This is a genomic window from Bacteroides caecimuris, from assembly GCF_001688725.2.
In the GTDB taxonomy this organism is placed as follows: domain Bacteria; phylum Bacteroidota; class Bacteroidia; order Bacteroidales; family Bacteroidaceae; genus Bacteroides; species Bacteroides caecimuris.
Map to the genome: position 1 here is coordinate 3,614,299 of NZ_CP015401.2, position 26,070 is coordinate 3,640,368.

Sequence of the window (26,070 nt, forward strand, 5' to 3'; positions counted from 1 at the left end):
TATTTTTCATAAGACAGGCGGCTGAAAGGAAAATGATTTAGTAATTAGAAAAATGTTCCAATTGAGACGGCCTGATTTTGTAAAATACCGCCATCAGTTTTTGTCTTGACCTTGTCCTATGCGTCGTAGGTCGCTTCGCTTGCTAAGTCCCGACCTTTTCACCCAACTCGGACGGCGATACCGGAACGTTTTTTCGAAGAAAAATTACCGCAGGGAATTTTTTGCGCGAAAACCGGAGGCCTGAACGTGAAAGGTATCGTCCTCCGAGTTATCTTCTCAAAGGGACTTAGTGAGTGAAGCGTGACTTAGGATGGTTATTTATAGAAGAATATGGAAACAAGCTCTTGCATGATATGGAAAAGTGTAACGGGTGCATATAAATAGTCAGAAAATCATTACTTTCGCATAATCATTGCATGGAAGCGGTACTTTTCATGTTCATTTTTATGGTATAGTTCATTTTTAATGAACATGGCTTAGAAATGAACATCCCCGATTTAAGTCTTATTTTTACGGATTATCCGTAAAAATCGGATAAAAAAGTTGTCCATGAGAAATTAAAACGCTATTTTTGCAGAAAAGTAGCAGAATTATGATATTAAACTTAGAATTTAAGAATTATCGTTCGTTCAAGGGCACATGCTCGTTTACAACCGAACCGACCTCTTCAAAAGCAAAGGTCGAAAATCTGTGTGAGGTTGAAACTAAAGCGGAGGGTAACAAAAAGGCATTGAAAATTTCCTTGATTTTTGGTGCCAACGCTTCAGGAAAGACCAACATTATAAAATTCCTGTACGGTTTCAGGCGTTGGGTATTGAATCTGGATAACCGTGTCGGTGAAGATATCGCTTTGTACCAGCCTTTCAAGTTCGACAGTGCAACGGCAGACGCACCGATAGAATTCTCTATGGAGTTTATTGCACAAAGAGTAAGGTATAAGTATGAAGTCTGTTTTTCCAGACTGCAAATCGAATCTGAGTCATTGATATCCTATCCTAACGGCAAGCAGACGTTACTTTATGAACGCGCATTGCTTCCGAAGGATAAGGAATCGGACACCATCAAGTTCGGTTCAAGTCTTTCCACGTCCAAACCGTTCAACGTATTCAAGAACCAGCTGTTGATTTCAAAGTTCTTGAAGGATACGCCCTGCGAGCCTATAACCAATGCCGCAAAGTATTTGGCGGATATGGTTATTTCCAACGGTTTCCATGAAGATACCGTACTTGGGGAAGACAAGGAAATACTCAGGTGGCTCTATTCCCGTCCTGACAACAAGAAGATGCTTGCTGAATTTCTGGCTTTCGCGGATACCGGACTGGCAGATTTTCAATTGGAAAAGCGAAGCGGCGATGTGGAAGTAACAAGCCAGCATGGGTTATACAAGGATGGCGAAAACATCGGAAAGACTGATTTGCCATTGAAGGAGGAATCCTTTGGAACAAGGGCGTTGTTCATCATCGGTTGCCATATATTGCAGGCGTTGCAGAGTGGCAGTCCGTTCTTTGTGGACGAGATGGACTCCGGTCTTCACTCTTACATTACACAGTTGATTGTTGATATATTCAGGAATGGACGGATAAACAAGAAGGATGCGCAGTTGGTTTTCACTACGCATGATGTAAACCTTCTTGACCAAAATACCATCCGTAAGGACCAGGTCTGGTTTACGGAGAAAGACAAGTTCGGCGTATCGGAAATGTTCACACTTTCGGACTTTGATGATGTGAGGGAAGATACCCTGTTTGCCAAATGGTATTTGAACAACAAATTTGGAGGAGTGCCTTCATTGCAATCATTGGAAAAACTCTTTGTGGAGGATGGCAAGAAATAACGAAAATACACGTCACAGCAACTATGTAATCAGGATAGTGTGCGAAGGGGACAAGACCGAGCCGCTATTCTTTACGAGCCTGTGCGACCTGTATTGTAAAGACAATGACGGCATGGATGTCCGCACCATTCCACAGCCTCACATTCCACAGGATGAAGAAACGGATAATTCCCCCAGAGGCAGTTACAAAGGGAAAAAACGCAAAATCAAGACAGACGGGAAAGACGCCGCTGAAGATGTGGTAATAACCGGAGCCCCACCGTTAAAGTGGGTCTTGTACGCACGGCAAATCTTGTCGGAAGGGGTTGACGAATCTTGGGCTGTCTATGACAAAGACAAGCATCCGAAGCATGAAGAAGCCTTGGCTGAAGCCGATAAGGTAATTGACGGGAAGAAAGTCAATATCGCATTTTCCAGCCGCAGCTTTGAATATTATCTGCTTCTCCATTTTGAGTACATTTACTATTGTTTCAATGAGACGGAATGCGGGGAAAAGATCCGGGGCAAGAAACACATATTTGAATGCGGCACTGGAAAAGAGCCCGAAAAAGACTGTGGCGGCAAGAACTGCATAAACGGTTACGCAAGAAAACAAGGATATTGGCAGGAAACCAAATCTTCAGAATCAACATTCCCTCTTGTCAAGGATAATCTGTTGAAAGGGATGGTCAATGCTTGCAGGTTAAGGGCTGAAAGTGACGCGAACACGGAAGAACCTGTTTACAACAGAAATCCATATACAAATGTGGATATCCTTATCGGCAGGCTGATTGGCAAGGAAACCGTCAGTTATGACAGCACATTTGAATATAAAGAACATGGCTGTGACTGGTCTGTCAGGTTCGGCAAAGATGGTTTGATTGTGACAAATAGCAAAGACGGGGTTGAACTTTTTAGAAAGGGAATGTTCGTCATATATGATTGGGAAGAAAAACTTGGACGTGAATTAAATGACAATGCGCTTTTGATTCAATCTGGTGAAATGAAACTGCTACCTTGCCAACTGGAACCTACCCAAGTCATTTCCATCAAAGTCACACCCGAGAAAGAGATATTGCTGTTACCTAAATTTGCTATATAGGAATTTAATAGTTGAATTTTGTGGTTTTTCTGCAAAAATTGAATTTTAATTTCGTTAATAAGAATTTTTGGTTTTCTGATTTTTGAAATCATGAAACAGCCATTAAAAATAAAGCGAGTCAAAAAAGTGCAGAGGTAATCAGTTTATGATTACCTCTGCACTTTTTTGACTCAATACTGTGTATGGTACTATACAATTTAGGTATGTATGCTCCACCCGTGAAACGGTCCTCCAATCATTACGGCAAAGGATCGGTCCGGCTTGCCATGATAGAGCAGCCCTCCGACAATTCCTTTTGTCCCATCTTTCGCCACTTCTGCGAAACCGAATGAATATGGCGAGGAATCATAGTACAATTCTATTTCGCACCTGCCATTGGAATTGGCTTCCCATTGCTTGAGCCGCTCGATACATTTATTCAGCGTTTCGTCACCGATGCTCTCAGCATACTTGACGGTCTTTTCATAATGTCCCTGACATTCGATTCTCATATCCGATGTTTTAAGTTGTTAGTAACAGTTCTTCGTATATCCCGAAACCAATGCATCCGGCTATGATGAAATCCTCCTTACCTTTGTCCGCCAGTGATTTCAAATCTTCCAAGCTGTCGCAGTAGAAGAATATCTCATCATCCTTCTCGTTGTCGGAATCCATCACCAGCGCAATCCTCACTACTTCCGTTTCCAACGTGTCGCACCACCGGATAATGCAGTCCGCATAATGAGGTTCACATTCTTGCTCGCTGTAGAATTTCAGGTAATGACTACCTATTTCTTTCTTGACTTCCTCCGGCTTTTTCCAAGTGCTATCGTCTACGATTTCAAATCCGAGTCCTTCCACCAACAGGCACGTTCCCTTGTCATACACCATCATGGTGCGCTTTCCCATGTGTTTTTCGCGTATTTCCCCCCAATTGGGTAAGTCCCAACGCTCCACAGTCCAAGTCCCGCGATAATCCTTCGGGATAGAATTGTATTCGCTTAATGTTATCTTTCTCATAGCAGGTAGTTTTAGTTTGTTACAAAAGTCACCTTGTGAGTCTTGCACGGTTTCCCGAATGCCGGACGTGGGTTGAACTCCGTGCATGATTCCCAATCCACACTCATCGTGTAGCCGTTCGGGAAATTCTCGCCGATGAACCGGCTTATCATTTCCAAATCCTCGTTCGGCAGGAACAATTCTTCCTCGATGCCGTACTCCAATGCGAAAATCGCCCATTCAGGAATGTTATCCCAAACGAGCGTCTGTCTGTTTTTCTTGTGCATAATGTCAATGTTTATTGCGGTGATACCATAAGGCTGTTGATGATTCCTTCCAGTTCCGTTTCCCATTTGTCCGTACCGTCCATGACCGACGGATAGGTCAGTTGCTGCCACTGCCGGTAATCAAACAGTTTCATTCTCAGCGGATAGTAGTCGAACAATTTCCGGTTGCCAAAAAATACTCTCAGGTGGTTGGTTCCCACCTCCATCAGTTTCAGACCATAATTGTCAAGAATCTCATGGAATCTTTTCATCGGTGTGAAGTTGCTTCTGCCCATAATTTCTTTTTTTAAGTTAAACATCCACGGCTCGGCGAGCCGGTATTTTATTTCTCGCCTGCCTTACCGTTCCGTGTCGGATTGTGCAAGGTTTTTCGGGAAAATACCGCAAGCGAAGCGCGGAAGATTTTCCTCGAAAACCCGTAGGGCTCGACCTTGCTCAATCCAAAAGGCACGGGACGACCTTTGCAGGCTGAAATAAAAAAGCGGCCTTTCAATGGCTATTCATTATCCTTGTCATTTTCTTCCTGTGGTATCAGGTGTTTCAAATCAGGGTCGTTCTTTATACGGGTTATCTCATCCTCGATTATCCGCACCACGTCCGCTTTTATCTGGGAATAGTTTCGGTCTATCTGCTGTTGCATGATGTCGTTGCCGTCCGCATCCCTGAATTCGTTGATGACGGGTATTTTCTTGTAGGCTTTGGTTTCCGCCGCTACCTTCTCGTTATCGACAATAATGCGGGCATGGAAAATCTTCTGGTCAATTTCTTCCCCGAAGTTGTCCGCTACGCTGCCCACGAACGTACCCTGTGAGAGGTTGGCGATTTTCGATGCCGGAATGAGGGAGTCCATCTGTGTGTTGATGGAGGTGGAGGTGTCCTGCCGGTTGATGGAAATGGACTGCCGCTGTTGGAGTATCTTTCCGAAGCGTTCCGAAAGATTCTTTGCTGTTTCTCCCACAACCTGACCGCTGAAGATATTGCCCACTGTGTTTTGGATGACCTTCGCTTCTTTCTCACCGTAGTCACGGGTCAACTGCGAGAAGTCCTGAAAGCCGAGACAGACCGCCACCTTGTTACTACGGGCGGTGGCAATCAGGTTGTCGATGCCGCGAAAATATATGGTCGGCAGCTCATCTATGATGATGGATGATTTGAGTTGCCCCTTCTTGTTCACTAATTTCACGATACGGCTGTTATACAATCCGAGGGCTGCGGAATAGATGTTCTGCCTGTCGGGATTGTTGCCGACACACAGGATTTTGGGGTGCTCGGGGTTGTTCAGGTCGAGTGTGAAATCATCGCCGGTCATCACCCAGTAAAGCTGTGGGGAAATCATTCTTGAAAGCGGGATTTTCGCACTTGCTATCTGGCCTTGCAACTGGTCTTGTGCGCCCCCTTGCCAGGCGTCCATGAACGGGGATAGGTAGTTTTCCAAAGACGGATACGAGGTAAGAATAGTGAAAATATCGGCATACGGCTTGTTCAGAAATTCTATCGCGTGAGGGAACGTGCAGTATTTACCGTCCTGATAGATGCGCAAATACCATATAATAGCCGCCAAAAGAATAATCGGGGATTCCACGAAGAAATCACCTTGTTTCTGTATCCAGGTCTTGTTCAAATTTAAGAGTATGGTGTATGCCGATTCGTAGGCATCACTGATATCCACCATGAATTTCGGGTTGATGGGATTGCACCGGTGGCTGCGTCGCGGGTCGTCGAAATTTATGACATAAAATTCCGGTTTGACCTTGTATTTATCAAGATTTTTCAGCAGTTCGTTATAGGCTATAATGGAAAGGTCATCGAATTTATAATCATACAGATAAAGAGAGAATCCTTTGGAAATCTGCTGTTTGATGTAATTGTTTACTACCGCGTAGCTCTTGCCCGAACCGGGCGTTCCAAGCACGATGGTAGCGCGGAAGGGGTTGATTATATTGATCCATCCGTCCCATTCCCTGCCTTGATAGACAAACTTTGTCGGCAGGTTGACGGAATACTCATTCTCCATGAGCCGTGTCTCCTGCATGAAGCTCTCATTGGCCGTGTTGAACACATCTTCCATGAGATTGTTCTTCAGCATCCGGCTTATCCACACGCCGGACATCAGCAGCAGGATATACCCGGCTGTAAGTGTTGCCGTGTACAAGGCGGCATTGACCATCGGACTGAGCGGCAGGTCGAGCATCCACCAGTTCATGAAAAACAGCACCAGTCCGGCAAGGAAAGAGGCATATATTTTCTGCCATGTCATCTTTTGGTTCTTTACGCCTTTTGTACCCAAGCACGAGAGGGCGAGGAATATGACGGCAAAGACCTTTGTTATGAGCAGGTTGCTGAAAAGCCCTGCCGTCCGCTGGAAATTCAGGAGTATCCTGTCGACTACCCCGATATTGATACCCATATCCACGAATGAACGGTAGCAGTACCAATAGACGTGGATGACAATAAACACGATGGATATGGCACGCATGAACTCCATGACCTTGGCCAGTCCTCTCAAATCATCTTCTTGTTGCATAATGATATAATTTTAATGGTTCGTTTATAAATTCTGTAATCAGGATACTCCACGGGAGCGGCGCTTCTTTTTCTTCTTGCGTTGCAGCCTGCGGGCAAGAGCCTCTTCCTGCGGGTCGGGACCGTTGGTTTCAATGCCGAAGATTCCGAAAGCCTGCTCGATGGAACTTTCCATATCGGAGGAGAAACCGCCTTGCCGGTCAAGGTCAGGCACAGGCGCGTCCAAATCGGGAATATTGACCGGACTGTTGAACAACCGCTCGAAGGCATTTGCCGAGAACTCCTTGCCGAGCCGGGAGCCGTTGTACACCTCCCGGTTCTTGTGGTCGATGAAAGTCGCTCCATAGATACGTCCCTCGTCATTTTCACGGAATACCGCATCAATGCCTTTTCCGGCAAGCAGACGGACGAACTCGTCCCTGTCTCCACGGCATCCGTGCATGGCAAGTGCCACCTCGTTCCGTATCTTCGGTTGCCATTTCTTGTTCCTGTATTCACGGGCGTTGTACCCGATACGCTTTTCCAGTCCCTCGTAACCGTACCGTTTCCCGATAAGGGAAGACTTGACAGGAGTACATACCGGCTTTCCCGTATCGTCAGTCATGGTATAGACGATGCCGTTATAGGGTGTACCATCGAACTCGCCCCTGACCTGTTTCGCCTCGATATTGAAACAGGAAAGCAAGGCGCTGAATTCGCCAAAAGACTGGAAACGGTACGAGCCGAACACGCTCTTCACGATATTGGAAACCTGCCGTTTCACATCACCGCTTTGGTAGTCCGCCTTCTTCATGTACGGCTCCAACAACTCCTTCCGCTTGTCCTCCACCTGCTTCAACCCGAATTTCTTTTCCAGCTCCCGGCAGGCTTTCATCGAGCGGTTCCACTCGTAGGTGTCGTCTATCTTTTCCCCTTTCTCGTTCACGCAGGTAGAAACGATATGGATATGTCTCCTGTCTATATCCTCGTGTACATATACAATGTAGGGCTGGTCACCGTAGCCCATTCGCTGCATATACTCTTTTGCCAATTCCGCGAATTGGGCATCAGTGAGGCGGTCATCTACAGAAGGGTTCAGGGAAATATGCAGGATGGGCTTTTCCGTGTTCTTGTTGGCGAGGAGGTAGTTGTCAAACGCCCAAAGGGTCTGCTGCATGACACGATCCGGATTGCCTGCCACATCGGTAATCATACGGTTTCCCGCAATGATACGCGCGGTGGTGTCATTCACTTTCTGCTGGTTGTAGGTGATTGCTCCGTAGAGCGAGACACCCCTGTTGATTTTCGCCACCATGTCATTCCTCCTCCCTTTTCCTCTTTATCAGATAGGCATCTTCAAATTCACGGGTGAGCATGATAATCCGCTTGCTCAGCAGCACCAGGTCTATCGTTGCCTTTTCAAGATTGCGGAGCAAGGCGTAGGCCCGTTTCTCCCCGAAGTTGGTCTTTACGGCTTTTACCGTCTGGTTGTAATTGTTTCCGATACTCTGGAACTGATGGTAGAAATTGGTCAGACGGATGTAATAGTCCATCGTTGCCTTGTCGATTTTTACTACCTTGATTTCTTTACCGAAAATCATTGTCTTGATAAACTTGGAGCGTTCCTTTAATCCTGATTTTTGGAATTGAATGTCAAAACGTCCGTTCTCTTCCGAGTTCAACCGCACTACATAACGATGCACGGCAGGGTCGGATTTTGGTTTTCTACCCACTCCTTTTTTTGATTTTTTCCTCTTGTTTTCTTCCATATGCATTGATATTTTCTGTTTCTGATTTTCCGTCCCGGATTCACGACTTTGGAGTGAATCCCTCCCGAGCCGTCAGGCGAGCGGCAAGTTGTTTTGAGTGCCCGAATTTATTTCGGGTGCCTCAAAACACAACTTGCTATGTTCGCTTGAACATGAATTTTCCTTCCGTCAAATTGTGTTTGACCCTCCGGCCTCATTCTTCGGCTTCGGGAAAGCCCCGCAGCGGTGTCCGTTCCGTTGTCGGTGCAAAGTTACGGCGGTATATACTACTGTAAAATAGTGAGTTATATGTAATGTGATGACAAACGATGACACAGGTCGTCACCTCCCTTGAAACATGATGCCGGTATGAAAAAATACCCTTTTATTTGCAGCGTGAACGACGGGATATGTGCAGTAAAGAGTGCCTGAACCACTTACTGACTGACTGTCCGAATGGGTGAATGGATGACTGGAATAATGCACGAATGGAGTACTGCACACAGGCAGTAAGGAATGTATGAGTGACAGACTTGTGACGTGCAGTAATGACCGTCGGACTGAATGGAGTAAAGACCGTATTACGGCACATGTCCGGTCATTCATTACTGACTGAAAGACTGAAACCAATTGATGTTTAATATACAATTGATGTTTAATATAAAAAAGAAAAGCAATGAAAAAAGACACAGTTTTAGTTGCCGTTTGCAACCAGAAAGGCGGAGTCGGCAAATCGACCATGACGATTATGCTCGCCGGGTATTATCATTACCTGAAAGGACTGAACGTGGCTGTCATCGACTGCGATTATCCGCAGTACAGCCTGGTACGTATGAAAGAAAGGGATATGCGCACCGTTGAGCATAGCGAGTATTTCAAGCAACTGATGGTTTCCCAATATGAGCGCATCAATAAGAAAGCCTACACGATTGTCGGCTCAAAAGCGGAGAACGCCCGTGATGCGGCTGAAAAACTGAAGAAAAATGGTGACTACGACTTGATTGTCGTGGATTTACCCGGAACCGTGAACTCTTCGGGCGTGATCAACACCATCGTGAATATGGACTATGTGATTACACCGATTATTCCCGACCGTATTGTAATGCAGAGCAGCCTCTCGTTCTCCACCACTGTTTGGGACTATGCCAAAGCGAATAAGGATACTCCATTGCAGAAATTCCTCTTTTTTTGGACCCGTAAGGATACCCGTGCTTCCACGGAGGTCTTTGATGCATACAATATCATCCTGCAAAAATTGGAGTTTACGGTATTAGATACCGTCATCCCGGAGACCAACCGCTACAACAAGGAACTGTCCTTGGCTACCCGGAACTATTTCCGTTGCACCCTGTTTCCGCCTCCCGCCAAACTGTTGAAGGGAAGCGGACTGGCAGAGCTGGCAGAAGAACTATTGACAAAATTAAAACTATAAATACCATGGCAAAGAAACAAGTAACCGTGAATGAAGAGATGATCAGAGGCATTATGGCCGGGGATATACCCAATTATGGGAAAGAAGACATATCCGTGGATGATGCAATGACCACTGATGAATCCGACAGGAATGAGTGCGGATCGGGAAATCCCGAACCTGTACCTGCCGAGAAAAGCACTGGCAGACAAAAGAGACGGAAAGACGGTACGGATTCGTACCGCAAGCAGTTCCTCATGGGAGGAAATGTTCTGCAAAGGCAGCAGGCTTATATAGGTATCAACAATTACCTGTTCATACAGAAGTTCCTGTCGGTTGTAGCCCCCAAGGTCAGTATGTCAAAATACATTGATGATGTACTTACCGCCCATATAGAACAATACCAGGAGGAAATAGACAGCCTCTATCACAATCAAATCAATAATGAACCTTTATACAAGAAATGATTATGGAACAGTCTTTTGACATTTTGACTACCGTTGTCAGCGGTACTGCGGTATTCCTTTTAGTAGTAACAGCCATTCATGCTTCTGCAAGGCTTTTACAAATGACTTTCGGCAAAAAATCCGGTTTGAACCGAAAGGATACAAAACCGGAAAATCATCCTGAAAAAAAGGAAGAGCCACCCGGCATTGATAAGCAGTGTGCCATTTACAAAGAAAAATACCTTACTTGTAAACCTTTGGCAAAGCGGGCACATGTCTGTATCGAGCAGGAGAATGTCAGCCTGATCAAGCAGTTGCTTCTGGTCATCGAACCCAAAGCGAGCATATCCGGCTATATCAATAATATAGTGAACGAGCATTTGGAAAAGTGCAAACCGGAGATTATAAAGTTGTACAAAGAAAAGAAAGCTGATTATGGAAACTAAAATTCATTTCACTGTCAAAGCCTTGTGCGCAGCCTTTATCTTTTACCAGTTGTGGATATTCATCTTCAGCCGGCAAATGTATGACGCATGGGAGAAGGTCTGCCGTATGATGCGTATAGCCCGTATCAAGTTATGGAAATGCCGTAAAGAGTATCGGATATACCGGGAAGAGAAGGCTGAAAAAGCCAGAAAAAAGGCAAGGCGTAAGAAAAAGATGGCAGAAACCAAAGTGGCACAAGAGAGCCACGGAACAGTAATGCAGCCCTCTCCGACGGACGATAACGATGTTATCGGCAAGACCAAGATTGTCTATTTGGAAGACCCGGAAGTGGCAAGAAAAAAACCTACACGTTCCGAACCATTGGTTAAGGAACCCATAGAGGAAGATGAAGAAATCAGACCGGAAGATGTGGCGCATGAGGACAGGGGGCTGGCCAAAGAGGAGATGGAAGCATTGATGGCTCCTGTTAATTCCGAACCTGACCCTGAATTCAATACGGCAATGACATTCGAGGAAATGAACAATGTAGTGGAAGTGCTGACTTCTGAAACCGGGGATGAACAGAAAGATTTCCGTGCGAGCATGACAATTTATCACAAGTTATCCGGTACGGAAATATTGAACCTTTTGGAAAATGAAATCGGCTGTCAGCAGAAAATAGAGTCTTTGCTCAACGAATATCTGGATGAAACGGGCAGACCGTTGGCAAAACGAAAGGCCGCATCCAAGAAGGTGGAGGCTTTCAACATAGATAAATTCGTTTAATTGTTTCTTTTTGCTGTCATAGTTTTTGAAGGCACGTCGATGTGATATCGGTGTGCCCTTTTCATTTTCAGAGAATATCACCGGATAAAATTCAAACAGTCATATCGTTATCATAATGGCAAGATTCGTACCTTTGCAAAAAATGAATGATTATGGCAGTGACAAAAGCGATATTGGAGAAATGGATGGTGGCGCAGAAACGTCACCGCCTTTCCGACAAACAAGTGCAGATGGCCCGTGAGCTGGGATTGAACCCTGACAAGCTCGGAAAGATAGACAACCACAAGCAGGAACCGTGGAAAGCCCCGCTTCCGCAGTTTATAGAGCACATCTATTTCAAGCGGTTCAAGCGTGAGAAACCGGAAACGGTCAAGCCGCTGAAACAGATTCTGAAGGAAATGGAGACCAAGAAGAAGCTGCAAAAAGAGAAAAAGGAGGAACGGAGGAAACAGCGTGCCCTCTCTTCCGATTCCGCAGCAGAGTAAACAGCGTTCACATGACATGAAGCGAAGTCTGAAAGCCGTCCGGTTTTCAGGCTTCGCTTTTTTGGTGATTCGAACCAATTGTCGCTTTTTCATTCCTCATGAAGAGTGCCCGTTTTTATTTTCTGTTTTTCCCATCCTTCCCTGCCCAAAATCCTCTTTTTTATCGTTTGGAAAATCCTTGCTGATGTAACGTGATGACATACGATGACACGCATCGTAAGGTTTGTAAATCAATGAATTAAACGCTATATATTCGCTGTCGAAATGATTTTTTGTTTCACCAATTAAAATTTTCGACACATGAAAAAAAGATTCTTTTCGGCAGCTTTCATGCTGCTTGCGACAGTCGGGGCTTTCGCCCAGGGTAACGGTATCGGCGGCATTACGGAAGCCACCAACATGGTCACTTCCTACTTCGACCCCGGCACCAAGTTGATTTACGCCATCGGAGCCGTTGTCGGCCTGATCGGGGGCGTGAAGGTCTATTCCAAGTTCTCGTCGGGCGACCCTGACACCTCGAAGACCGCCGCCAGCTGGTTCGGAGCATGTATCTTCCTTATCGTGGCTGCTACCATCTTACGCTCATTCTTCCTGTAACATGGCGAAGTATCCGGTCAATAAGGGGATAGGCCGCAGCCCGGAGTTCAAAGGGCTCAAAAGTCAGTACCTGTTCATCTTCGCGGGCGGGCTGCTCGCCCTGTTCGTGGTGTTCGTCATCATGTACATGGTGGGTATCGACCAGTGGGTCTGCATCGGTTTCGGTGTCGTTTCCGCTTCGGTGCTTGTCTGGGCAACATTCCGAATGAACGCGAAGTACGGCGAATGGGGGCTTATGAAACTCCACGCGCTGCGCAGCCATCCCCGCTACATCATCAACCGGAGGAAGTTCCTTCGGTTGATTTCTCCAACCTCAAAAAAAGGAAAAGTATGAGAAACGTAATGAAAACAGCGACGCTGGAAAGCAAATTTCCGTTGCTCTCGGTAGAGCACGGGTGTATCGTCAGCAAGGATGCGGACATTACCGTGGCCTATAAGGTGGAACTGCCCGAACTTTTCACGCTCACAAAGGCGGAATACGAGGCCGTCCATTCGACATGGGCGAAAGCGGTCAAGGTGCTGCCGAACTACAGCATCGTGCACAAGCAGGACTTCTTCATCGAGGAAAGCTACCGTCCCGACATTTGCAAGGACGACCTGAGTTTTCTCAGCCGCAGTTTCGAGCGGCATTTCAACGAACGTCCGTATTTGCAGCACACTTGTTACCTGTTCCTGACCAAGACGACCAAGGAGCGTAGTCGCACTACCAGCAGCTTCAACGCCCTCACGCGGAATTTCATCATCCCGAAGGAAATGACGGACAGGGAGACTGTCACCCGTTTCATGGAGAGTTGTGAGCAGTTCGAGCGTATCGTCAACGACAGCGGCCTCCTTCGCATGACACGTCTGACGGATGAGGAAATCACGGGAACGGACACCTCTGCGGGAATCATCGAGAAATACTTCTCGCTCTCGCAGGAGGACACCGCCTGCTTGCAGGACCTGTCACTCGGTGCCGGGGAGATGAAGATAGGCGACAACTACCTCTGCCTGCACACCCTTTCCGACCCGGAGGATCTGCCCTCAAACGTGGCTACCGACTGCCGCTACGAACGGTTGTCCACCGACCGGAGTGATTGTCGTCTCTCCTTCGCCGCACCAATAGGCATCCTGCTCACGTGCAACCATGTCGTGAACCAGTACCTCTTCATTGACGATTCGGCGGAGAGCCTGCGCAAGTTCGAGCAGACCGCGAGGAACATGCACTCGCTTTCCCGTTACAGCCGTTCCAACCAGATCAACCGCGAATGGATTGAGGAATACCTGAACGAGGCGCACAGCAAGGGGCTGACTTCCATCCGGGCGCATTGCAACGTCATGGCATGGAGCGATGACCGGGAGAAACTGAAGCGCATCAAGAACGATGTCGGCAGCCAATTGGCACTCATGGAGGCGAAGCCGCGCCACAACACGGTAGATGTCCCGACGCTGTTCTGGGCGGCGATACCCGGCAATGCCGGTGATTTCCCATTCGAGGAGAGTTTCCACACCTTCATCGAGCAGGCGTTGTGCCTGTTCATCGGGGAAACGTCCTACAAGGATTCGCTATCGCCGTTCGGCATCCGCATGGTGGACCGGCTGACGGGCAAGCCCGTTCATCTGGATATTTCCGACCTACCGATGAAGAACGGTACAATCACGAATAGGAATAAATTTATACTCGGACCCTCCGGTTCGGGCAAGTCTTTCTTCACCAACCACATGGTGCGCCAATATTATGAACAAGGGACCCACGTGCTTTTGGTGGATACCGGAAATTCCTATCAGGGACTGTGCAACCTTATCCATGCGCGGACACACGGTGAGGACGGCATCTACTTTACCTACAAGGAGGATGACCCGATAGCCTTCAACCCTTTCTACGTGGAGGACGGTGTGTTCGACATTGAGAAGAAGGAATCCATCAAGACGCTTATCCTCACTTTGTGGAAACGTGACGATGAACCGCCCACGAGAGCTGAAGAGGTGGCGCTTTCCAATGCAGTGAACCTCTTTTTAGCGAACATCCGCAACGACAGGGACAACAGACCTTCCTTCAATACCTTCTACGAGTTCATCCGTGACGAGTACCAGGACATTCTGAAGGAGAAGCGCACCCGCGAGAAGGATTTCGATGTATTCAACTTCCTGAACGTGCTTGAACCTTACTACCGGGGCGGCGAGTATGACTACCTTCTGAACAGCGACAAGCAGCTTGATTTACTCGGTAAACGTTTCATTGTATTTGAGTTGGACAATATCAAGGACAACAAGGTACTGTTCCCGATTGTGACCATCATCATCATGGAAACCTTCATCAACAAGATGAGAAAATTGAAAGGAATCCGCAAGATGATATTGTTGGAGGAGGCCTGGAAAGCCATCAGCAAGGAGGGCATGGCGGAATATCTGAAGTACCTCTGTGCGCCCGTAAAGGTTGCATCGTAAATATCTCTTTGGCAAGAGATTAGGAACGTATTCTTTGAAAAATAACCTATCATCAGCCGACTTATCTGTTTCGGGAAAACTTAACCGAGCAGGGAGTGTAGCATGTCGGAAAAGTCATAAGTCAGTTAGTTACCAAACTGCGACTGAATGGCGAGATGAAAAGATAGATATGAGGATAAAGTCCGAATTGATTGAACGATAGTCTGAGTGGTCCCCCTTGAGGCTATGGCGTAAGGTAACTATCAACCGCCATATCGTGATACTACTTCAGTGAATAGGTATGAATGTAGCAAGAACTTATCACGACACAACCGCAGTAAGCGAGTAAAGGACGGAAGTCGTATCCGACAATCTATCATGCCAACAGTTACGATGTGATAAACGGGGATTACCTATCCCGAAGTGCCGAAAGGCTATTAGGTTCGACCTATGAAAATTCGGAGTGGTAACGGAGCTTCCATAGTAGTTTGAGCAAGGTAACGCCTTGTACATGGCGAAGGGAAGCAGCTAATTATTAATACAATTAACGGAAAATGTGAGAGACATTATGAGAAGTCCAGAAAGAGTATTAAACAGTCTATCAGAACACAGTAAGGATGCAAGCTATAAGTTTGAACGTCTTTACAGAATTTTGTTCAATGAGGAAATGTTCTATGTTGCCTATCAGCGTATTTACGCTAAAGAAGGTAACATGACTAAAGGTTCGGACGGTCAGACCATTGACAACATGAGCCTGAAACGAATTGAAAAGTTAATTGATATGTTAAAAGACGAAACGTATCAACCCCAACCGTCAAAGAGAGTGTACATACCGAAGAAAAACGGTAAGAAAAGACCTCTTGGCGTGCCGACTTTCAATGACAAGTTGATACAGGAAGTGGTAAGAATGGTATTGGAAGCCATATACGAGGGAAGTTTTGAATATACCTCGCATGGGTTTCGTCCCAATCGAAGCTGCCATACTGCATTAACTCATATCCAAAAGGAGTTTAGCGGTGCAAAATGGTTTGTAGAGGGAGATATAAAAGGCTTCTTTGACAATATAAACCATGATGTATTGATAAACATTCTCTCGGAGCGCATTGCGGATGAACGATTCATCCGACTGATACGCAAGTTTTTGAAAGCTGGATATGTCGAGGAATGGCGATTCCACAATACTTACAGTGGCACACCGCAAGGGGGTATCATCAGCCCGATATTGGCTAATATATACCTTGACAAGCTGGATAAGTATATAAAGGAATACATAGCCAAATTCGACAAAGGGAAGAAACGAAGATTCAGTAGAGAAAGTATGGACTTTGGCAATGCAAGAAAACGTATTGTGCGAAAATTGAAATCCGTAAAAGATGAAAGGCAAAGGACAAAGCTAATCCTTGAACTGAAAGCAATAGAAAAAGGACGGGCTAAATATCCCAACGGCGAAGAAATGGACGCCGATTACAGAAGAATGAAATATGCAAGATATGCAGATGATTTTCTTGTGGGAATTATCGGAAGCAAGCAAGATGCACAACAGATAAAGGAAGATATTAAAAACTTCCTTGCTGATAAACTGGCATTGGAGCTGTCCGATGAAAAGACACTTGTCACTCACACGGAAAGACCAGCCAAATTTCTCGGATATGAAATCACTGTAAGAAAGTCCAACGACCAAAAAAGGGATAAACGGGGTAGATTAAGAAGAACCTATGGTAAAAGGGTCTGCTTAAATGTCAGTATGGAAACTGTCCGTAAAAAACTTTTCAATTTGGGAGTCTTAGAACTGACAAACCGTAACGGAAAGGAAATATGGAAACCGAAATGCAAATCGGGACTGATATTCAATGACGACCTTGAAATCCTTGATAGTTATAATCGAGAAATCGTGGGTTTCTATAACTATTACTCCATAGCCAACAACTGCGCCCATGCCTTGAATAATTTCAAGTACATCATGGAATACAGCATGTACAAAACGTTTGCAGGCAAATATAAATGCCGTACACGTGAGGTAAACAAAAAATATCGTAAGAACGGTAGGTTTATCATAAAACACATGACTAAAACAGGTGTAAAGGAAAGATTCTTTTACGATGGTGGCTTCAAACGAAAGAAACCCACCTATAAATCGGAATGTGACACTATGCCACGAACAATTTATACTGCGGGACGGACAAGTCTTGTTGAAAGGCTGAAAGCCCGTGAGTGTGAACTATGTGGAGCGACAGACGACCTTGTTATGCATCATGTAAGGAAGCTAAAGAACTTGCAGGGAAAGGAAAGCTGGGAACGACACATGATTGCCCGCAAACGCAAGACGATTGCAGTGTGCAGGAGTTGTCATAAGAAGATACATGACGGAAAGATAGACTGAAATTAGTGGAGAGCCGGATACGCTGAGAGGTGTAAGTCCGGTTCGGAGGCGAGCATTTGGAAACCTGCCATAGAAATATGGTAAGGCGCCGGGTGCTTAGCCTACTTAAGACCGTCAGAAAGTTCTTCGGCGAGGCCGTTGTCGTAACTCAGGAGGTCGAGGACATCATCTCATCGCCGATTGTGAAGGGTACCATCATCAACAACAGCGACTGCAAGATTCTCCTTGACCAAAGGAAATATGTCAACAAGTTCGATGAGATACAGGCGTTGCTCGGTCTGACCGACAAGGAACGTGCGCAGATCCTTTCCATCAACATGGCGAACAATCCTTCCAGAAAATATAAGGAGGTCTGGATTGGTCTGGGCGGTACACAGTCGGCGGTATATGCCACCGAGGTATCGCTTGAAGAATATGTGTGCTACACAACCGAGGAAACGGAAAAATTGGAACTGTTCCGTCTTTCCGAAAAGTTGGGCGGCAATATCGAACTTGCCATCAAGCAGTTGGCGGAGAGCAAGCGAGAAATGAAAACAATAATATAAACAATTTAAAATCAATAGCTATGTATAGTGATTTGGAATCAGACCAACGGAAACGCGAGGAGATCATTACCGTCCTTTACGATTCCTTGATGATTGGCTGGGACATTCCGAAAGGCATCCGTGATTATTTCGGATTCACAGAGGATTACCGGCTGTTCCACCAGCTTGAAGATATGGACGACAATGAATACAAACAGAAAAGACAGACAGGAGAAATACCTGACTGTCTGGAAGTCAATGCCAGGCTGACACACCGTGCAGAAGAGCTTCTTGAGAAGCTTTGCCCCCATCCACCTGTGGACTATCTTGAAAAACTGAACGAGGAGTTGGAATATTTGGGATGGATTGCAGCTTCACCGGATACAGTTCACGACATTATCCACATAAGTCCGGCATTTCTCGTCAAGTACGGCATAGACAAAAATGCCTCTGCCACGGAACGCTCCTGTCAGGCGGAGAAAGCATATCGGGAACTGGATGCCAGGTTTGTGAAGATGACAGGACGCGAACCGTATGCCAATGAGTTTTTCGCTTCCCTCAGACAAGGGAAGGAAAAGACGCCGGAGGCGAAACGTCCGAAGCAGGTACACAAGCCTATCCTCCGCAACCCGCCGTCCAAGGGGCGGAAAATGGGACTTTGAATTTCAACAGAATTTTATTCACCAATTAAAACAGTTACATCATGAAAAAGAAAATCCTCATGCTGTGTATGGGCTGTTTCTTCATCAGCCTTACAGCGAAAGCGCAATGGGTCGTGAGCGATCCCGGCAATCTTGCCCAGGGTATCATCAATGCCGCCAAGAATATCGTTCACACATCTTCCACCGCGAGCAATATGCTCAACAATTTTCAGGAGACCGTGAAGATTTACAAGCAAGGCAAAGAGTATTACGACGGGCTTCGCAAGATCAAGAACCTTGTCCGTGACGCGCGTAAGGTGCAGCAGACCATCCTCATGGTCGGTGACATCACGGACATCTATGTGAACAGTTTCGAGCGTATGCTCAGCGACCCTTATTTCACGCCGGAAGAGCTGAGTGCCATCGCGATCGGTTACACGAAGCTGCTGGAAGAGAGTGCACACCTGCTGAACGACCTGAAAACGGTGGTCAACGAGAACGGACTTTCGATGAACGACAAGGAGCGGATGGATATCATCGACCGCTGCTACACCGATATGCTGCAATATCGCAGCCTGGTGCAATATTACACCAACAAGAACATCGGCGTTTCCTACCTGCGTGCCAAGAAACGGAACGACCTGGACCGTGTGATGGCCCTTTACGGCTCACCGAATGAACGTTACTGGTAATTCCTAATCCGATTCGCTTATGGTATTGTTGGCAATAAATTTCGACAACCTGCATCAGATCCTGCAAAACCTCTACACGGATATGATGCCGCTTTGCTCGCATATGACGGGTGTGGCGAAAGGACTCGCGGGGCTTGGTGCCCTGTTCTATGTGGCCTACCGGGTATGGCAGTCTCTGGCAAGGGCGGAGCCCGTGGATGTCTTTCCCCTTCTCCGTCCGTTTGCGTTGGGGTTATGTATCATGTTTTTCCCGACCATCGTGCTGGGCACGCTGAACAGTGTCATGTCGCCTATCGTGAAAGGTACACATTCAATACTGGAGGCACAGACCTTCGACATGAACGAGTACCGGGCGCAGAAGGACAGGCTGGAGTTCGAGGCGATGAAGCGCAATCCCGAGACGGCCTATCTGGTCGACAAGGAGTCCTTCGACAACAAACTGGACGAACTGGGGGTGATGGACGCGATAGAGGCCTGCGGGATGTATGTGGACCGGGCAATGTATAACATGAAGAAGGCGGTTCAGAATTTCTTCCGCGAACTCCTGGAACTCATGTTCAACGCGGCCGCCCTTGTCATCGACACACTGCGGACGTTCTTCCTGATCGTGCTTTCGATACTGGGACCGATTTCGTTCGCCCTGTCCTGCTGGGACGGTTTCCAGGCCTCGCTCAGCCAATGGTTCGTCCGTTATATCAGCATTTACCTGTGGCTTCCGGTGAGTGACCTCTTCAGCAGTGTGCTGGCACGGATACAGGTGTTGATGCTCCGGCAGGACATCGAACAGCTTTCCGACCCGAACTTCATCCCGGACGGCTCCAACGGGGTTTACATCACTTTTCTGATTATCGGTATCATCGGGTATTTCACCATCCCGACAGTGGCCAACTGGATTATCCAGGCAGGAGGCGGTGCAGGCAATTACGGCAAGAACGTGACCCAGACGGCATCCAAGACCGGTTCCGTGGTGGCAGGAGCGGGCGGTGCGGCGGTAGGCAACATCGCAGGAAGGCTTATCAAATAGTAATAACCATCTTAAAACGACATTGGAATGGAATTCAAATCATTAAAGAACATCGAGACCAGTTTCAGGCATTTGCGCCTGTTCGGTATCGTCTATCTCTGCGCGTGTACCCTGCTTGTGGGATATTCGGTGTGGAAGGCATACGGCTTTGCCGAGGCGCAGAGACAGAAAATCTATGTGCTGGACGAGGGGAAGTCGCTCATGCTCGCCCTCTCGCAGGACCTGGAGCAGAACCGTCCCGTGGAGGCGAGGGAGCATGTCAGACGCTTCCATGAGCTATTTTTTTCGCTGGCTCCTGACAAGAGTGCGATAGAGGGCAATATCCAGCGTGCCATGTTCCTGAGCGACCGCTCTGCCTATGCCCATTACCGGGATCTGGCGGAACAGGGCTACTACAACCGGATCATCTCCGGCAACATGAGCCAGCGCATCGGGATTGACAGCGTGAAATGCGACTTCAACAGCTACCCGTATGAGGTAGTGACGTATGCCCGCCTTTCCATCATCCGGGAGAAGAGCGTGACGGAGCGCAGCCTCGTCACGCGGGGCAGGCTGCTCAATTCCACCCGCAGCGACAACAATCCGCACGGCTTCATCCTCGAAGCCTTCCGTGTGGTGGAAAACAGGGACATCAGAGTATATGACCGTTAAATTTTGAATGTATGAAAAAGATGCTTGTAAAAATCAGGGACTTGGCCGAAGAAAAACTGCGCGGTGTCTGCGCCGGGCTGAGTCCTGAAAAGAGAGTGATAACCATCGTCGTGCTGACCGTCCTGTTCGCGCTTGGGAATTTCTACATGATTTTCCGCGCCATATACGACATTGGACGGGAGGATGCCAAACGTGAGGTCATCGAGATAACCCCGCTGGATATCCCGGACTTTATTCAGGCGGACACCCTTACGGACAGTAAAATCCGCGAGATGGAAGAGTTTTTTAACCAGTTCAACAAAGAAGACAATGAGTAACGATGCAAACAAATTGAGACAGAGGCAGGAAATCAGGAAATACCTGGTCTTTGCCGGAATGTTCCTCCTGTTTGTCGGCTGCATGTGGCTGATTTTCGCGCCGTCCAAGGAGGAACGGCAGAGGGAGGAAAGGAATGCCGGTTTCAATTCCGAACTGCCCGACCCGAGAGGGGCAGGTATCGAGGCGGACAAGATTGCCGCCTACGAGCAGGCGGACATGAAACGCAGGCAGGAAGAGAAGATGCGCACGCTGGAGGATTTCTCCGCGCTTGCCGATGAAAACAGGCAGAATGAAACAAGCAGTCCTGTCGTGGAAATACCGCAGGAGCGGGAATCCGAAAGTGCATCATCCTATCGTGGCAGCGGAAACCGCAGGAATGGGGCCATATCTTCGTCCACATCCGCCTATAACGATATCAACTCCACGCTCGGCAGTTTCTATGAGGCACCGAGAGAAGACCCCGAAAAGGAGGCATTGAAAGCCGAGGTGGAGCAGTTGAAGCAGGCTGCCGCGGTACAGCAACCCGCACAGATGACCTACGAGGAGCAGGTAGCATTGCTGGAAAAATCTTACGAACTGGCCGCCAAATATACGCCGGGCAAGGATGGCGCAGGTACGGAAAAACGGGAAGAAACCGAACCTGCCGCCAACGGCAGGAAGGCAAGAGCCGTTCCCGTGGGACAGGTCTCCACACCGGTGGTGTCATCGCTTCCGCAACCCGTCAGTGATTCCGTACTGTTGGCACGGATGGCACAGACCGGACATGCTGGATTCCATACCGCCGTGGGAAAGACGGCTGACGGGCATACGAGGAATACCATCCGTGCCTGCGTGCATGGTGACCAGACCATAAGAAGCGGGCAGAGCGTTAGGTTAAGGCTTTTGGAACCGATGCGTGTCGGCAGGTATGTCCTTCCACGCAACTCCCTTGTCACGGGCGAGGGGCGCATACAAGGCGAAAGGCTCGGCATTGGAATCATACAGGTGGAGCACGACGGCATCATCATTCCCGTGGAGCTTGCCGTGTATGACAATGACGGACAGGAGGGCATCTTCATTCCCGGCTCGATGGAAGCGAATGCCGCCAAGGAGGTAGCGGCCAACTTGGGACAAAACCTCGGCACGAGCATATCCATCACCAACCAGTCAGCCGGAGACCAGCTGCTCTCCGAACTCGGCAGGGGTGCCATACAGGGAGTGTCGCAATACATATCCCGGAAGATGCGGGAGGAAAAAGTACACCTCAAATCCGGTTATACCCTGATGCTTTACCAGAACGATAATCAATAACCCATTAAAATTCACAAAGTATGAAAAAGATTTTTGTAATGTTTGCCCTCATGACGGGCGCAGTGAGTGCTTTTGCACAGAATGCAGCCGATTCTATATCGGCAGAAACAGGCAGAGTCACAATGACCAGGGAACTCTATCCCGGGCAGGAGGATGGCGACCTCTACCACGGTCTGACCCGGAAGCTCACCTTTGACAGGATGGTTCCCCCGTATGGGCTGGAAGTGACCTACGACAAGACCACGCACATCATCTTCCCCTCCGCCGTCCGCTATGTGGACCTCGGTTCCCCGAATCTTGTGGCGGGAAAGGCCGACGGTGCGGAGAATGTTATCCGCGTAAAGGCGGTGGTCAGGAATTTCCGTGACGAGACGAACATGTCGGTCATCACCGAAAGCGGCAGTTTCTACACGTTCAATGTCAAGTATGCAGACGAGCCGTTGTTGCTGAACATCGAGATGAAGGACTTCATCCATGACGGCAGCAAGGTGAACCGTCCGAACAACGCCCTTGACATCTACCTGAAGGAGCTGGGCAGTGAATCCCCCAAGCTCGTGCAACTGATCAACAAGAGTATCCACAAGGAGAACAAACGCCATGTCAAGCACATCGGCAGCAAGGCTTTCGGCATACAATATCTTTTGCGTGGAATTTATACCCACAACGGGTTACTCTATTTCCACACGCAGGTACGCAACCAGTCGAATGTGCCTTTCGAGGTGGATTTCGTGACGTTCAAGATTGTGGATAAGAAGGTAATGAAGCGTACAGCCATTCAGGAGCAGATTGTTTTCCCTCTCAGAGCCCATAACTATGCCACAGTGGTAGCGGGAAACAAGGACGAGCGTACCGTGTTCACCTTTGACAAGTTCACCATCCCTGCCGACAAGGTATTGGTCGTGGAACTGAACGAGAAAAGCGGCGGGCGTCACCAGTCGTTCACCGTGGAGAGCGAGGACATCGTGAGAGCCAAAGTGATCAACGAACTTAAAGTGAAGTAGCCATGCGTAAGGTCATCTGTATGTTAGTAGCGGTCGTGTCGCTTGCCCTGTTTTCAGGGCAGGCATACGCCCAACGCTATCTCCCCGGCATGAAAGCCGTGGAGTTGCGGGGTGGGTTTGCCGAAGGCTCGAAATCGCCCTTGAACCATTATGCGGGATTCGCGGTATCGGGATATACCAAAAAAGCCAACCGCTGGGTTGTCGGCGCGGAATACCTGCTGAAGAATTACGGGTACCGGAACGTGTCCGTTCCGCGCGCGCAATTCACCGCCGAGGGCGGTTATTACCTGAAATTCCTGTCCGACCCATCCAAGACACTTTTCCTTTCCATCGGCGGATCGGCTTTGGCCGGTTACGAAACCGTGAATTGGGGCAATAAGATGTTGTATGACGGCTCTAAGTTGCTCGCCAAGGATGCCTTTATCTATGGCGGGGCGATAACACTGGAGCTTGAAACCTATGTCACGGACCGTATCGTGCTGCTCGCCAGTGTCAGGGAACGTGCCCTGTGGGGAGGTTCATTATCCGTGTTCACTACGCAATTCGGGCTGGGCGTGAAATTTATCATCAATTAAAACATCACGGATTATGAATATAGAAGATATAAGGAAGATTCCCATTACGGATTTTCTGGCACGGATGGGACATGAGCCGACGGCCCGGAAAGGGAATGAATGGTGGTATTCCGCCCCTTATCGGGAAGAACGGACACCGTCGTTCAGGGTGAATATTCTAAAGAATGTGTGGCAGGACTTCGGCATCGGGCGTGGCGGGGATATATTCTCGCTTGCAGGAGAAATCATTGGCAGCGGTGATTTCAAGTCGCAGGCTAAATTCATTTCGGAATCATTGGGTGGTATTGTTCCGGAAATAGTTTTCCGTCCGAAAGAAAAATGTTTCGACACCACACTTGGTGAAGAGAATTGCTTCGTGAATGTACGCATTGAGCCATTGAACAACAAAATCCTGCTCAATTATCTGAAAGAGCGTGGCATTTGCAGCGATGTGGCATTGCCAAACTGTGAGGAAGTCAGATATACCTTGCATGGCAAGCGGTATTTCTCCATCGGATTCAGAAACATCAGCGGTGGGTATGAGTTGCGCAGCCGCCTGTTCAAGGGCAGTATGTCGCCGAAGGACATATCGCTCATCGACAACGGTTCGGACACCTGTAACATTTTCGAGGGGTTCATTGACTATCTCTCATGGATGGTGCTCGGCCTGGGATGCGGCGATGACTACCTCGTGCTGAACTCGGTGGCTTTATTGGAACGCTCGTATGGTTTCCTTGACAAGTACGACCGGGTCAATTGTTACCTGGACCGTGACGAGGCGGGGCGAAGGACACTGGAAGCCCTCCGCAAACGCTACGGCAACAAGATAGAGGACTGTTCCTCCCTGTACAAGGGATTCAAGGATTTGAACGAATACCTGCAACATTGGGAAGGAATTATTGAACAATAGAAGCAACAACCATTAAAATGACAATGAACATGAAAAAAAGAAATAAACAAAATGCGTTTGCCGCTATCTTTTCGGCAATGCTTGCGACTGTAGTGGCAATAGCCTTGGTATCCTGTGACAATGAGCTGGATGTGCAGCAGGGATATCCCTTCACGGTGGAAACAATGCCCGTACCCAAACGTATCGTGAAAGGCGAGACCGTGGAAATACGGTGCGAACTCAAACGTGAGGGACGGTTCTCCGATGCACGGTACACCGTCCGCTATTTCCAGCCTGACGGCAAAGGCTCGCTCCGCATGGACGACGGGATGGTGTTGCTGCCCAACGACCGTTATCCGCTTGACAGGGAGGTGTTCCGGCTGTACTACACTTCCGAGTGCGAGGACCAACAGAGTATTGACATATATTTCGAGGACAACAGTGCCCCTGCACAATTATTCCTGCTTAGTTTTGATTTCAACAACGAGAAAAAGGATGACGCGGAAGATGATACGGGAGGAACCGGCAGAATTCCCCGAACCGGTGGGGAACTTGTGAAAAATCCTTTGGTGAACATTGAAACGGTTACGGTATGCGAGTGATTGTTGCGGCTATATGCCTGATTCTAACCTGTAACTGTCTGGTGGCTCATCCACGGGGAGGCGGTGGCTCGCCTCCCACTGCCACGGAAATCCCTGATTCGCTTTTCGAGAGGGCCATCGCCTGCATCAAGCGGTTCGAGGGTTGGCATGGAAACCATCTGCCCTATGTAGGTTGGGGTCACAAACTTTTGCCGGGAGAAAAGTTCAGACCGGATATGAGCAAGGCACAGGCGGATTCATTGCTCAGAGCGGATTTGAGGAAATTGTGCAGGATGTGCAGCCGTTTTGGAAAAGATGCCCTTTTAGTCGCCACCTTGTCTTATAATGTGGGATATTACCGTGTGGTCGGCTATGGCAAGATACCTAAGAGCAGGCTTATTCAAAAGCTGGAAGCCGGGGATAGGGATATTTACAACGAGTATGTCTCATTCCGCTGCTACAAGGGGAAAGTGGTACCGAGCATTGAACGGAGAAGGGAAGTGGAATACATGCTGCTGTTTAAGAAGTAAAAAACAAG

At 47.9% G+C, this 26,070-nt stretch carries 28 protein-coding genes and 2 pseudogenes; 23 read left to right on the top strand and 7 right to left on the bottom strand.

What is annotated here, in order from left to right:
- Positions 1-592: 592 nt before the first annotated feature.
- Positions 593-1,834, top strand: a complete 1,242-nt coding sequence (locus tag A4V03_RS15555; RefSeq protein ID WP_065539546.1) for an AAA family ATPase — start codon at positions 593-595, stop codon at positions 1,832-1,834.
- Complete coding sequence (locus tag A4V03_RS15560) at positions 1,821-2,915, top strand: RloB family protein (protein WP_065539547.1); 1,095 nt, start codon at positions 1,821-1,823, stop codon at positions 2,913-2,915. The genes A4V03_RS15555 and A4V03_RS15560 overlap by 14 nt, the downstream gene beginning before the upstream one ends.
- A 197-nt stretch (positions 2,916-3,112) precedes the next feature.
- On the opposite strand, the gene A4V03_RS15565 is transcribed toward A4V03_RS15560, so the two are convergent.
- The 7 genes from A4V03_RS15565 to mobA all read right to left on the bottom strand — a co-directional run bounded on the left by A4V03_RS15565 (position 3,113) and on the right by mobA (position 8,457).
- The gene (locus A4V03_RS15565) at positions 3,113-3,406 is read right to left on the bottom strand and encodes a DUF4120 family protein (protein ID WP_065539548.1); all 294 of its coding nucleotides are present in this window, start codon (positions 3,404-3,406) and stop codon (positions 3,113-3,115) included.
- 10 nt (positions 3,407-3,416) lie between these two features.
- Positions 3,417-3,914 (bottom strand): hypothetical protein, encoded by a 498-nt coding sequence (locus tag A4V03_RS15570; protein ID WP_065539549.1) that lies wholly within the window; start codon positions 3,912-3,914, stop codon positions 3,417-3,419.
- Between the two features lie 11 nt (positions 3,915-3,925).
- Entirely contained in the window at positions 3,926-4,180 is a 255-nt protein-coding gene (locus A4V03_RS15575) for a DUF6926 domain-containing protein (RefSeq protein WP_008766675.1), read from the bottom strand.
- Positions 4,181-4,191: 11 nt separating this feature from the next.
- Positions 4,192-4,455: a hypothetical protein gene (locus tag A4V03_RS15580; protein ID WP_065539550.1), complete on the bottom strand. Its 264-nt coding sequence runs from the start codon at positions 4,453-4,455 to the stop codon at positions 4,192-4,194.
- Between the two features lie 221 nt (positions 4,456-4,676).
- Complete coding sequence (gene mobC, locus A4V03_RS15585) at positions 4,677-6,704, bottom strand: conjugal transfer protein MobC (RefSeq protein WP_065539551.1); 2,028 nt, start codon at positions 6,702-6,704, stop codon at positions 4,677-4,679.
- Positions 6,705-6,743: 39 nt separating this feature from the next.
- The gene (gene mobB / locus A4V03_RS15590) at positions 6,744-7,997 is read right to left on the bottom strand and encodes a conjugal transfer protein MobB (RefSeq protein WP_065539552.1); all 1,254 of its coding nucleotides are present in this window, start codon (positions 7,995-7,997) and stop codon (positions 6,744-6,746) included.
- Position 7,998: 1 nt separating this feature from the next.
- Complete coding sequence (mobA, locus tag A4V03_RS15595; protein ID WP_065539553.1) at positions 7,999-8,457, bottom strand: conjugal transfer protein MobA; 459 nt, start codon at positions 8,455-8,457, stop codon at positions 7,999-8,001.
- Positions 8,458-9,106: 649 nt separating this feature from the next.
- On the opposite strand from mobA, the gene A4V03_RS15600 reads away from it, so the two are divergent.
- The 21 genes and pseudogenes from A4V03_RS15600 to A4V03_RS15700 all read left to right on the top strand — a co-directional run bounded on the left by A4V03_RS15600 (position 9,107) and on the right by A4V03_RS15700 (position 26,062).
- Positions 9,107-9,862, top strand: a complete 756-nt coding sequence (locus tag A4V03_RS15600; RefSeq protein ID WP_055300002.1) for a ParA family protein — start codon at positions 9,107-9,109, stop codon at positions 9,860-9,862.
- A gap of 5 nt (positions 9,863-9,867) precedes the next feature.
- Positions 9,868-10,308, top strand: coding sequence for a DUF3408 domain-containing protein (locus tag A4V03_RS15605; RefSeq protein WP_025076702.1), 441 nt, complete (start codon positions 9,868-9,870; stop codon positions 10,306-10,308).
- Positions 10,309-10,310: 2 nt separating this feature from the next.
- Positions 10,311-10,733 (top strand): DUF3408 domain-containing protein, encoded by a 423-nt coding sequence (locus A4V03_RS15610; RefSeq protein WP_025076703.1) that lies wholly within the window; start codon positions 10,311-10,313, stop codon positions 10,731-10,733.
- Complete coding sequence (locus tag A4V03_RS15615) at positions 10,723-11,499, top strand: DUF4122 family protein (protein ID WP_065539554.1); 777 nt, start codon at positions 10,723-10,725, stop codon at positions 11,497-11,499. Before A4V03_RS15610 ends, A4V03_RS15615 begins: the two co-directional genes overlap by 11 nt.
- Before the next feature lie 152 nt (positions 11,500-11,651).
- Positions 11,652-11,984: a hypothetical protein gene (locus tag A4V03_RS15620; protein ID WP_065540464.1), complete on the top strand. Its 333-nt coding sequence runs from the start codon at positions 11,652-11,654 to the stop codon at positions 11,982-11,984.
- A 300-nt stretch (positions 11,985-12,284) separates the two neighbouring features.
- Positions 12,285-12,581, top strand: coding sequence for a DUF4134 domain-containing protein (locus tag A4V03_RS15625; RefSeq protein WP_008766654.1), 297 nt, complete (start codon positions 12,285-12,287; stop codon positions 12,579-12,581).
- 1 nt (position 12,582) lies between these two features.
- Positions 12,583-12,915 carry a DUF4133 domain-containing protein gene (locus A4V03_RS15630; RefSeq protein WP_032559767.1) on the top strand — a complete coding sequence of 111 codons (333 nt, stop codon included), beginning with the start codon at positions 12,583-12,585 and terminating at the stop codon, positions 12,913-12,915.
- Positions 12,912-14,996: pseudogene (locus A4V03_RS15635) on the top strand (TraG family conjugative transposon ATPase); the annotation flags it as partial. The gene A4V03_RS15630 and the pseudogene A4V03_RS15635, both read left to right, overlap by 4 nt.
- Before the next feature lie 559 nt (positions 14,997-15,555).
- Positions 15,556-17,367, top strand: coding sequence for a reverse transcriptase/maturase family protein (locus tag A4V03_RS15640; protein WP_065539555.1), 1,812 nt, complete (start codon positions 15,556-15,558; stop codon positions 17,365-17,367).
- A 101-nt stretch (positions 17,368-17,468) separates the two neighbouring features.
- Positions 17,469-17,912 (top strand): annotated as a pseudogene (locus A4V03_RS15645) (TraG/VirB4 family ATPase); the annotation flags it as partial.
- A 20-nt stretch (positions 17,913-17,932) separates the two neighbouring features.
- Positions 17,933-18,553 (top strand): hypothetical protein, encoded by a 621-nt coding sequence (locus tag A4V03_RS15650; RefSeq protein ID WP_065539556.1) that lies wholly within the window; start codon positions 17,933-17,935, stop codon positions 18,551-18,553.
- Between the two features lie 41 nt (positions 18,554-18,594).
- Positions 18,595-19,224 (top strand): DUF4141 domain-containing protein, encoded by a 630-nt coding sequence (locus A4V03_RS15655; RefSeq protein WP_008766651.1) that lies wholly within the window; start codon positions 18,595-18,597, stop codon positions 19,222-19,224.
- Positions 19,225-19,243: 19 nt separating this feature from the next.
- Complete coding sequence (gene traJ / locus A4V03_RS15660) at positions 19,244-20,248, top strand: conjugative transposon protein TraJ (protein WP_022140289.1); 1,005 nt, start codon at positions 19,244-19,246, stop codon at positions 20,246-20,248.
- Positions 20,249-20,275: 27 nt separating this feature from the next.
- On the top strand, positions 20,276-20,899 hold the full coding sequence (gene traK / locus A4V03_RS15665) for a conjugative transposon protein TraK (protein WP_008766649.1): 624 nt from the start codon (positions 20,276-20,278) through the stop codon (positions 20,897-20,899).
- A gap of 11 nt (positions 20,900-20,910) precedes the next feature.
- The gene (locus A4V03_RS15670; RefSeq protein ID WP_022140287.1) at positions 20,911-21,216 is read left to right on the top strand and encodes a TraL conjugative transposon family protein; all 306 of its coding nucleotides are present in this window, start codon (positions 20,911-20,913) and stop codon (positions 21,214-21,216) included.
- Complete coding sequence (gene traM / locus A4V03_RS15675) at positions 21,209-22,507, top strand: conjugative transposon protein TraM (RefSeq protein WP_065539557.1); 1,299 nt, start codon at positions 21,209-21,211, stop codon at positions 22,505-22,507. Before A4V03_RS15670 ends, traM begins: the two co-directional genes overlap by 8 nt.
- Before the next feature lie 20 nt (positions 22,508-22,527).
- Positions 22,528-23,508, top strand: a complete 981-nt coding sequence (traN, locus tag A4V03_RS15680) for a conjugative transposon protein TraN (protein WP_065539558.1) — start codon at positions 22,528-22,530, stop codon at positions 23,506-23,508.
- Between the two features lie 2 nt (positions 23,509-23,510).
- Entirely contained in the window at positions 23,511-24,083 is a 573-nt protein-coding gene (locus tag A4V03_RS15685; protein ID WP_065539559.1) for a conjugal transfer protein TraO, read from the top strand.
- A gap of 13 nt (positions 24,084-24,096) precedes the next feature.
- Positions 24,097-24,972 (top strand): toprim domain-containing protein, encoded by an 876-nt coding sequence (locus A4V03_RS15690; protein WP_065539560.1) that lies wholly within the window; start codon positions 24,097-24,099, stop codon positions 24,970-24,972.
- A gap of 29 nt (positions 24,973-25,001) precedes the next feature.
- Positions 25,002-25,553 carry a DUF3872 domain-containing protein gene (locus A4V03_RS15695; RefSeq protein ID WP_065540465.1) on the top strand — a complete coding sequence of 184 codons (552 nt, stop codon included), beginning with the start codon at positions 25,002-25,004 and terminating at the stop codon, positions 25,551-25,553.
- Positions 25,544-26,062: a glycoside hydrolase family protein gene (locus A4V03_RS15700; RefSeq protein ID WP_065539561.1), complete on the top strand. Its 519-nt coding sequence runs from the start codon at positions 25,544-25,546 to the stop codon at positions 26,060-26,062. Before A4V03_RS15695 ends, A4V03_RS15700 begins: the two co-directional genes overlap by 10 nt.
- The last annotated feature ends 8 nt before the right edge of the window (positions 26,063-26,070 follow it).

Coding starts and splice junctions, on each gene's coding strand:
- A4V03_RS15555 (WP_065539546.1), top strand. CDS start 593: ATGATATTAAACTTAGAATTTAAGAATTATCGTTCGTTCAAGGGCACA.
- A4V03_RS15560 (WP_065539547.1), top strand. CDS start 1,821: ATGGCAAGAAATAACGAAAATACACGTCACAGCAACTATGTAATCAGG.
- A4V03_RS15565 (WP_065539548.1), bottom strand. CDS start 3,406: ATGAGAATCGAATGTCAGGGACATTATGAAAAGACCGTCAAGTATGCT.
- A4V03_RS15570 (WP_065539549.1), bottom strand. CDS start 3,914: ATGAGAAAGATAACATTAAGCGAATACAATTCTATCCCGAAGGATTAT.
- A4V03_RS15575 (WP_008766675.1), bottom strand. CDS start 4,180: ATGCACAAGAAAAACAGACAGACGCTCGTTTGGGATAACATTCCTGAA.
- A4V03_RS15580 (WP_065539550.1), bottom strand. CDS start 4,455: ATGGGCAGAAGCAACTTCACACCGATGAAAAGATTCCATGAGATTCTT.
- mobC (WP_065539551.1), bottom strand. CDS start 6,704: ATGCAACAAGAAGATGATTTGAGAGGACTGGCCAAGGTCATGGAGTTC.
- mobB (WP_065539552.1), bottom strand. CDS start 7,997: ATGGTGGCGAAAATCAACAGGGGTGTCTCGCTCTACGGAGCAATCACC.
- mobA (WP_065539553.1), bottom strand. CDS start 8,457: ATGCATATGGAAGAAAACAAGAGGAAAAAATCAAAAAAAGGAGTGGGT.
- A4V03_RS15600 (WP_055300002.1), top strand. CDS start 9,107: ATGAAAAAAGACACAGTTTTAGTTGCCGTTTGCAACCAGAAAGGCGGA.
- A4V03_RS15605 (WP_025076702.1), top strand. CDS start 9,868: ATGGCAAAGAAACAAGTAACCGTGAATGAAGAGATGATCAGAGGCATT.
- A4V03_RS15610 (WP_025076703.1), top strand. CDS start 10,311: ATGGAACAGTCTTTTGACATTTTGACTACCGTTGTCAGCGGTACTGCG.
- A4V03_RS15615 (WP_065539554.1), top strand. CDS start 10,723: ATGGAAACTAAAATTCATTTCACTGTCAAAGCCTTGTGCGCAGCCTTT.
- A4V03_RS15620 (WP_065540464.1), top strand. CDS start 11,652: ATGGCAGTGACAAAAGCGATATTGGAGAAATGGATGGTGGCGCAGAAA.
- A4V03_RS15625 (WP_008766654.1), top strand. CDS start 12,285: ATGAAAAAAAGATTCTTTTCGGCAGCTTTCATGCTGCTTGCGACAGTC.
- A4V03_RS15630 (WP_032559767.1), top strand. CDS start 12,583: ATGGCGAAGTATCCGGTCAATAAGGGGATAGGCCGCAGCCCGGAGTTC.
- A4V03_RS15640 (WP_065539555.1), top strand. CDS start 15,556: ATGAGAAGTCCAGAAAGAGTATTAAACAGTCTATCAGAACACAGTAAG.
- A4V03_RS15650 (WP_065539556.1), top strand. CDS start 17,933: ATGTATAGTGATTTGGAATCAGACCAACGGAAACGCGAGGAGATCATT.
- A4V03_RS15655 (WP_008766651.1), top strand. CDS start 18,595: ATGAAAAAGAAAATCCTCATGCTGTGTATGGGCTGTTTCTTCATCAGC.
- traJ (WP_022140289.1), top strand. CDS start 19,244: ATGGTATTGTTGGCAATAAATTTCGACAACCTGCATCAGATCCTGCAA.
- traK (WP_008766649.1), top strand. CDS start 20,276: ATGGAATTCAAATCATTAAAGAACATCGAGACCAGTTTCAGGCATTTG.
- A4V03_RS15670 (WP_022140287.1), top strand. CDS start 20,911: ATGAAAAAGATGCTTGTAAAAATCAGGGACTTGGCCGAAGAAAAACTG.
- traM (WP_065539557.1), top strand. CDS start 21,209: ATGAGTAACGATGCAAACAAATTGAGACAGAGGCAGGAAATCAGGAAA.
- traN (WP_065539558.1), top strand. CDS start 22,528: ATGAAAAAGATTTTTGTAATGTTTGCCCTCATGACGGGCGCAGTGAGT.
- A4V03_RS15685 (WP_065539559.1), top strand. CDS start 23,511: ATGCGTAAGGTCATCTGTATGTTAGTAGCGGTCGTGTCGCTTGCCCTG.
- A4V03_RS15690 (WP_065539560.1), top strand. CDS start 24,097: ATGAATATAGAAGATATAAGGAAGATTCCCATTACGGATTTTCTGGCA.
- A4V03_RS15695 (WP_065540465.1), top strand. CDS start 25,002: ATGAAAAAAAGAAATAAACAAAATGCGTTTGCCGCTATCTTTTCGGCA.
- A4V03_RS15700 (WP_065539561.1), top strand. CDS start 25,544: ATGCGAGTGATTGTTGCGGCTATATGCCTGATTCTAACCTGTAACTGT.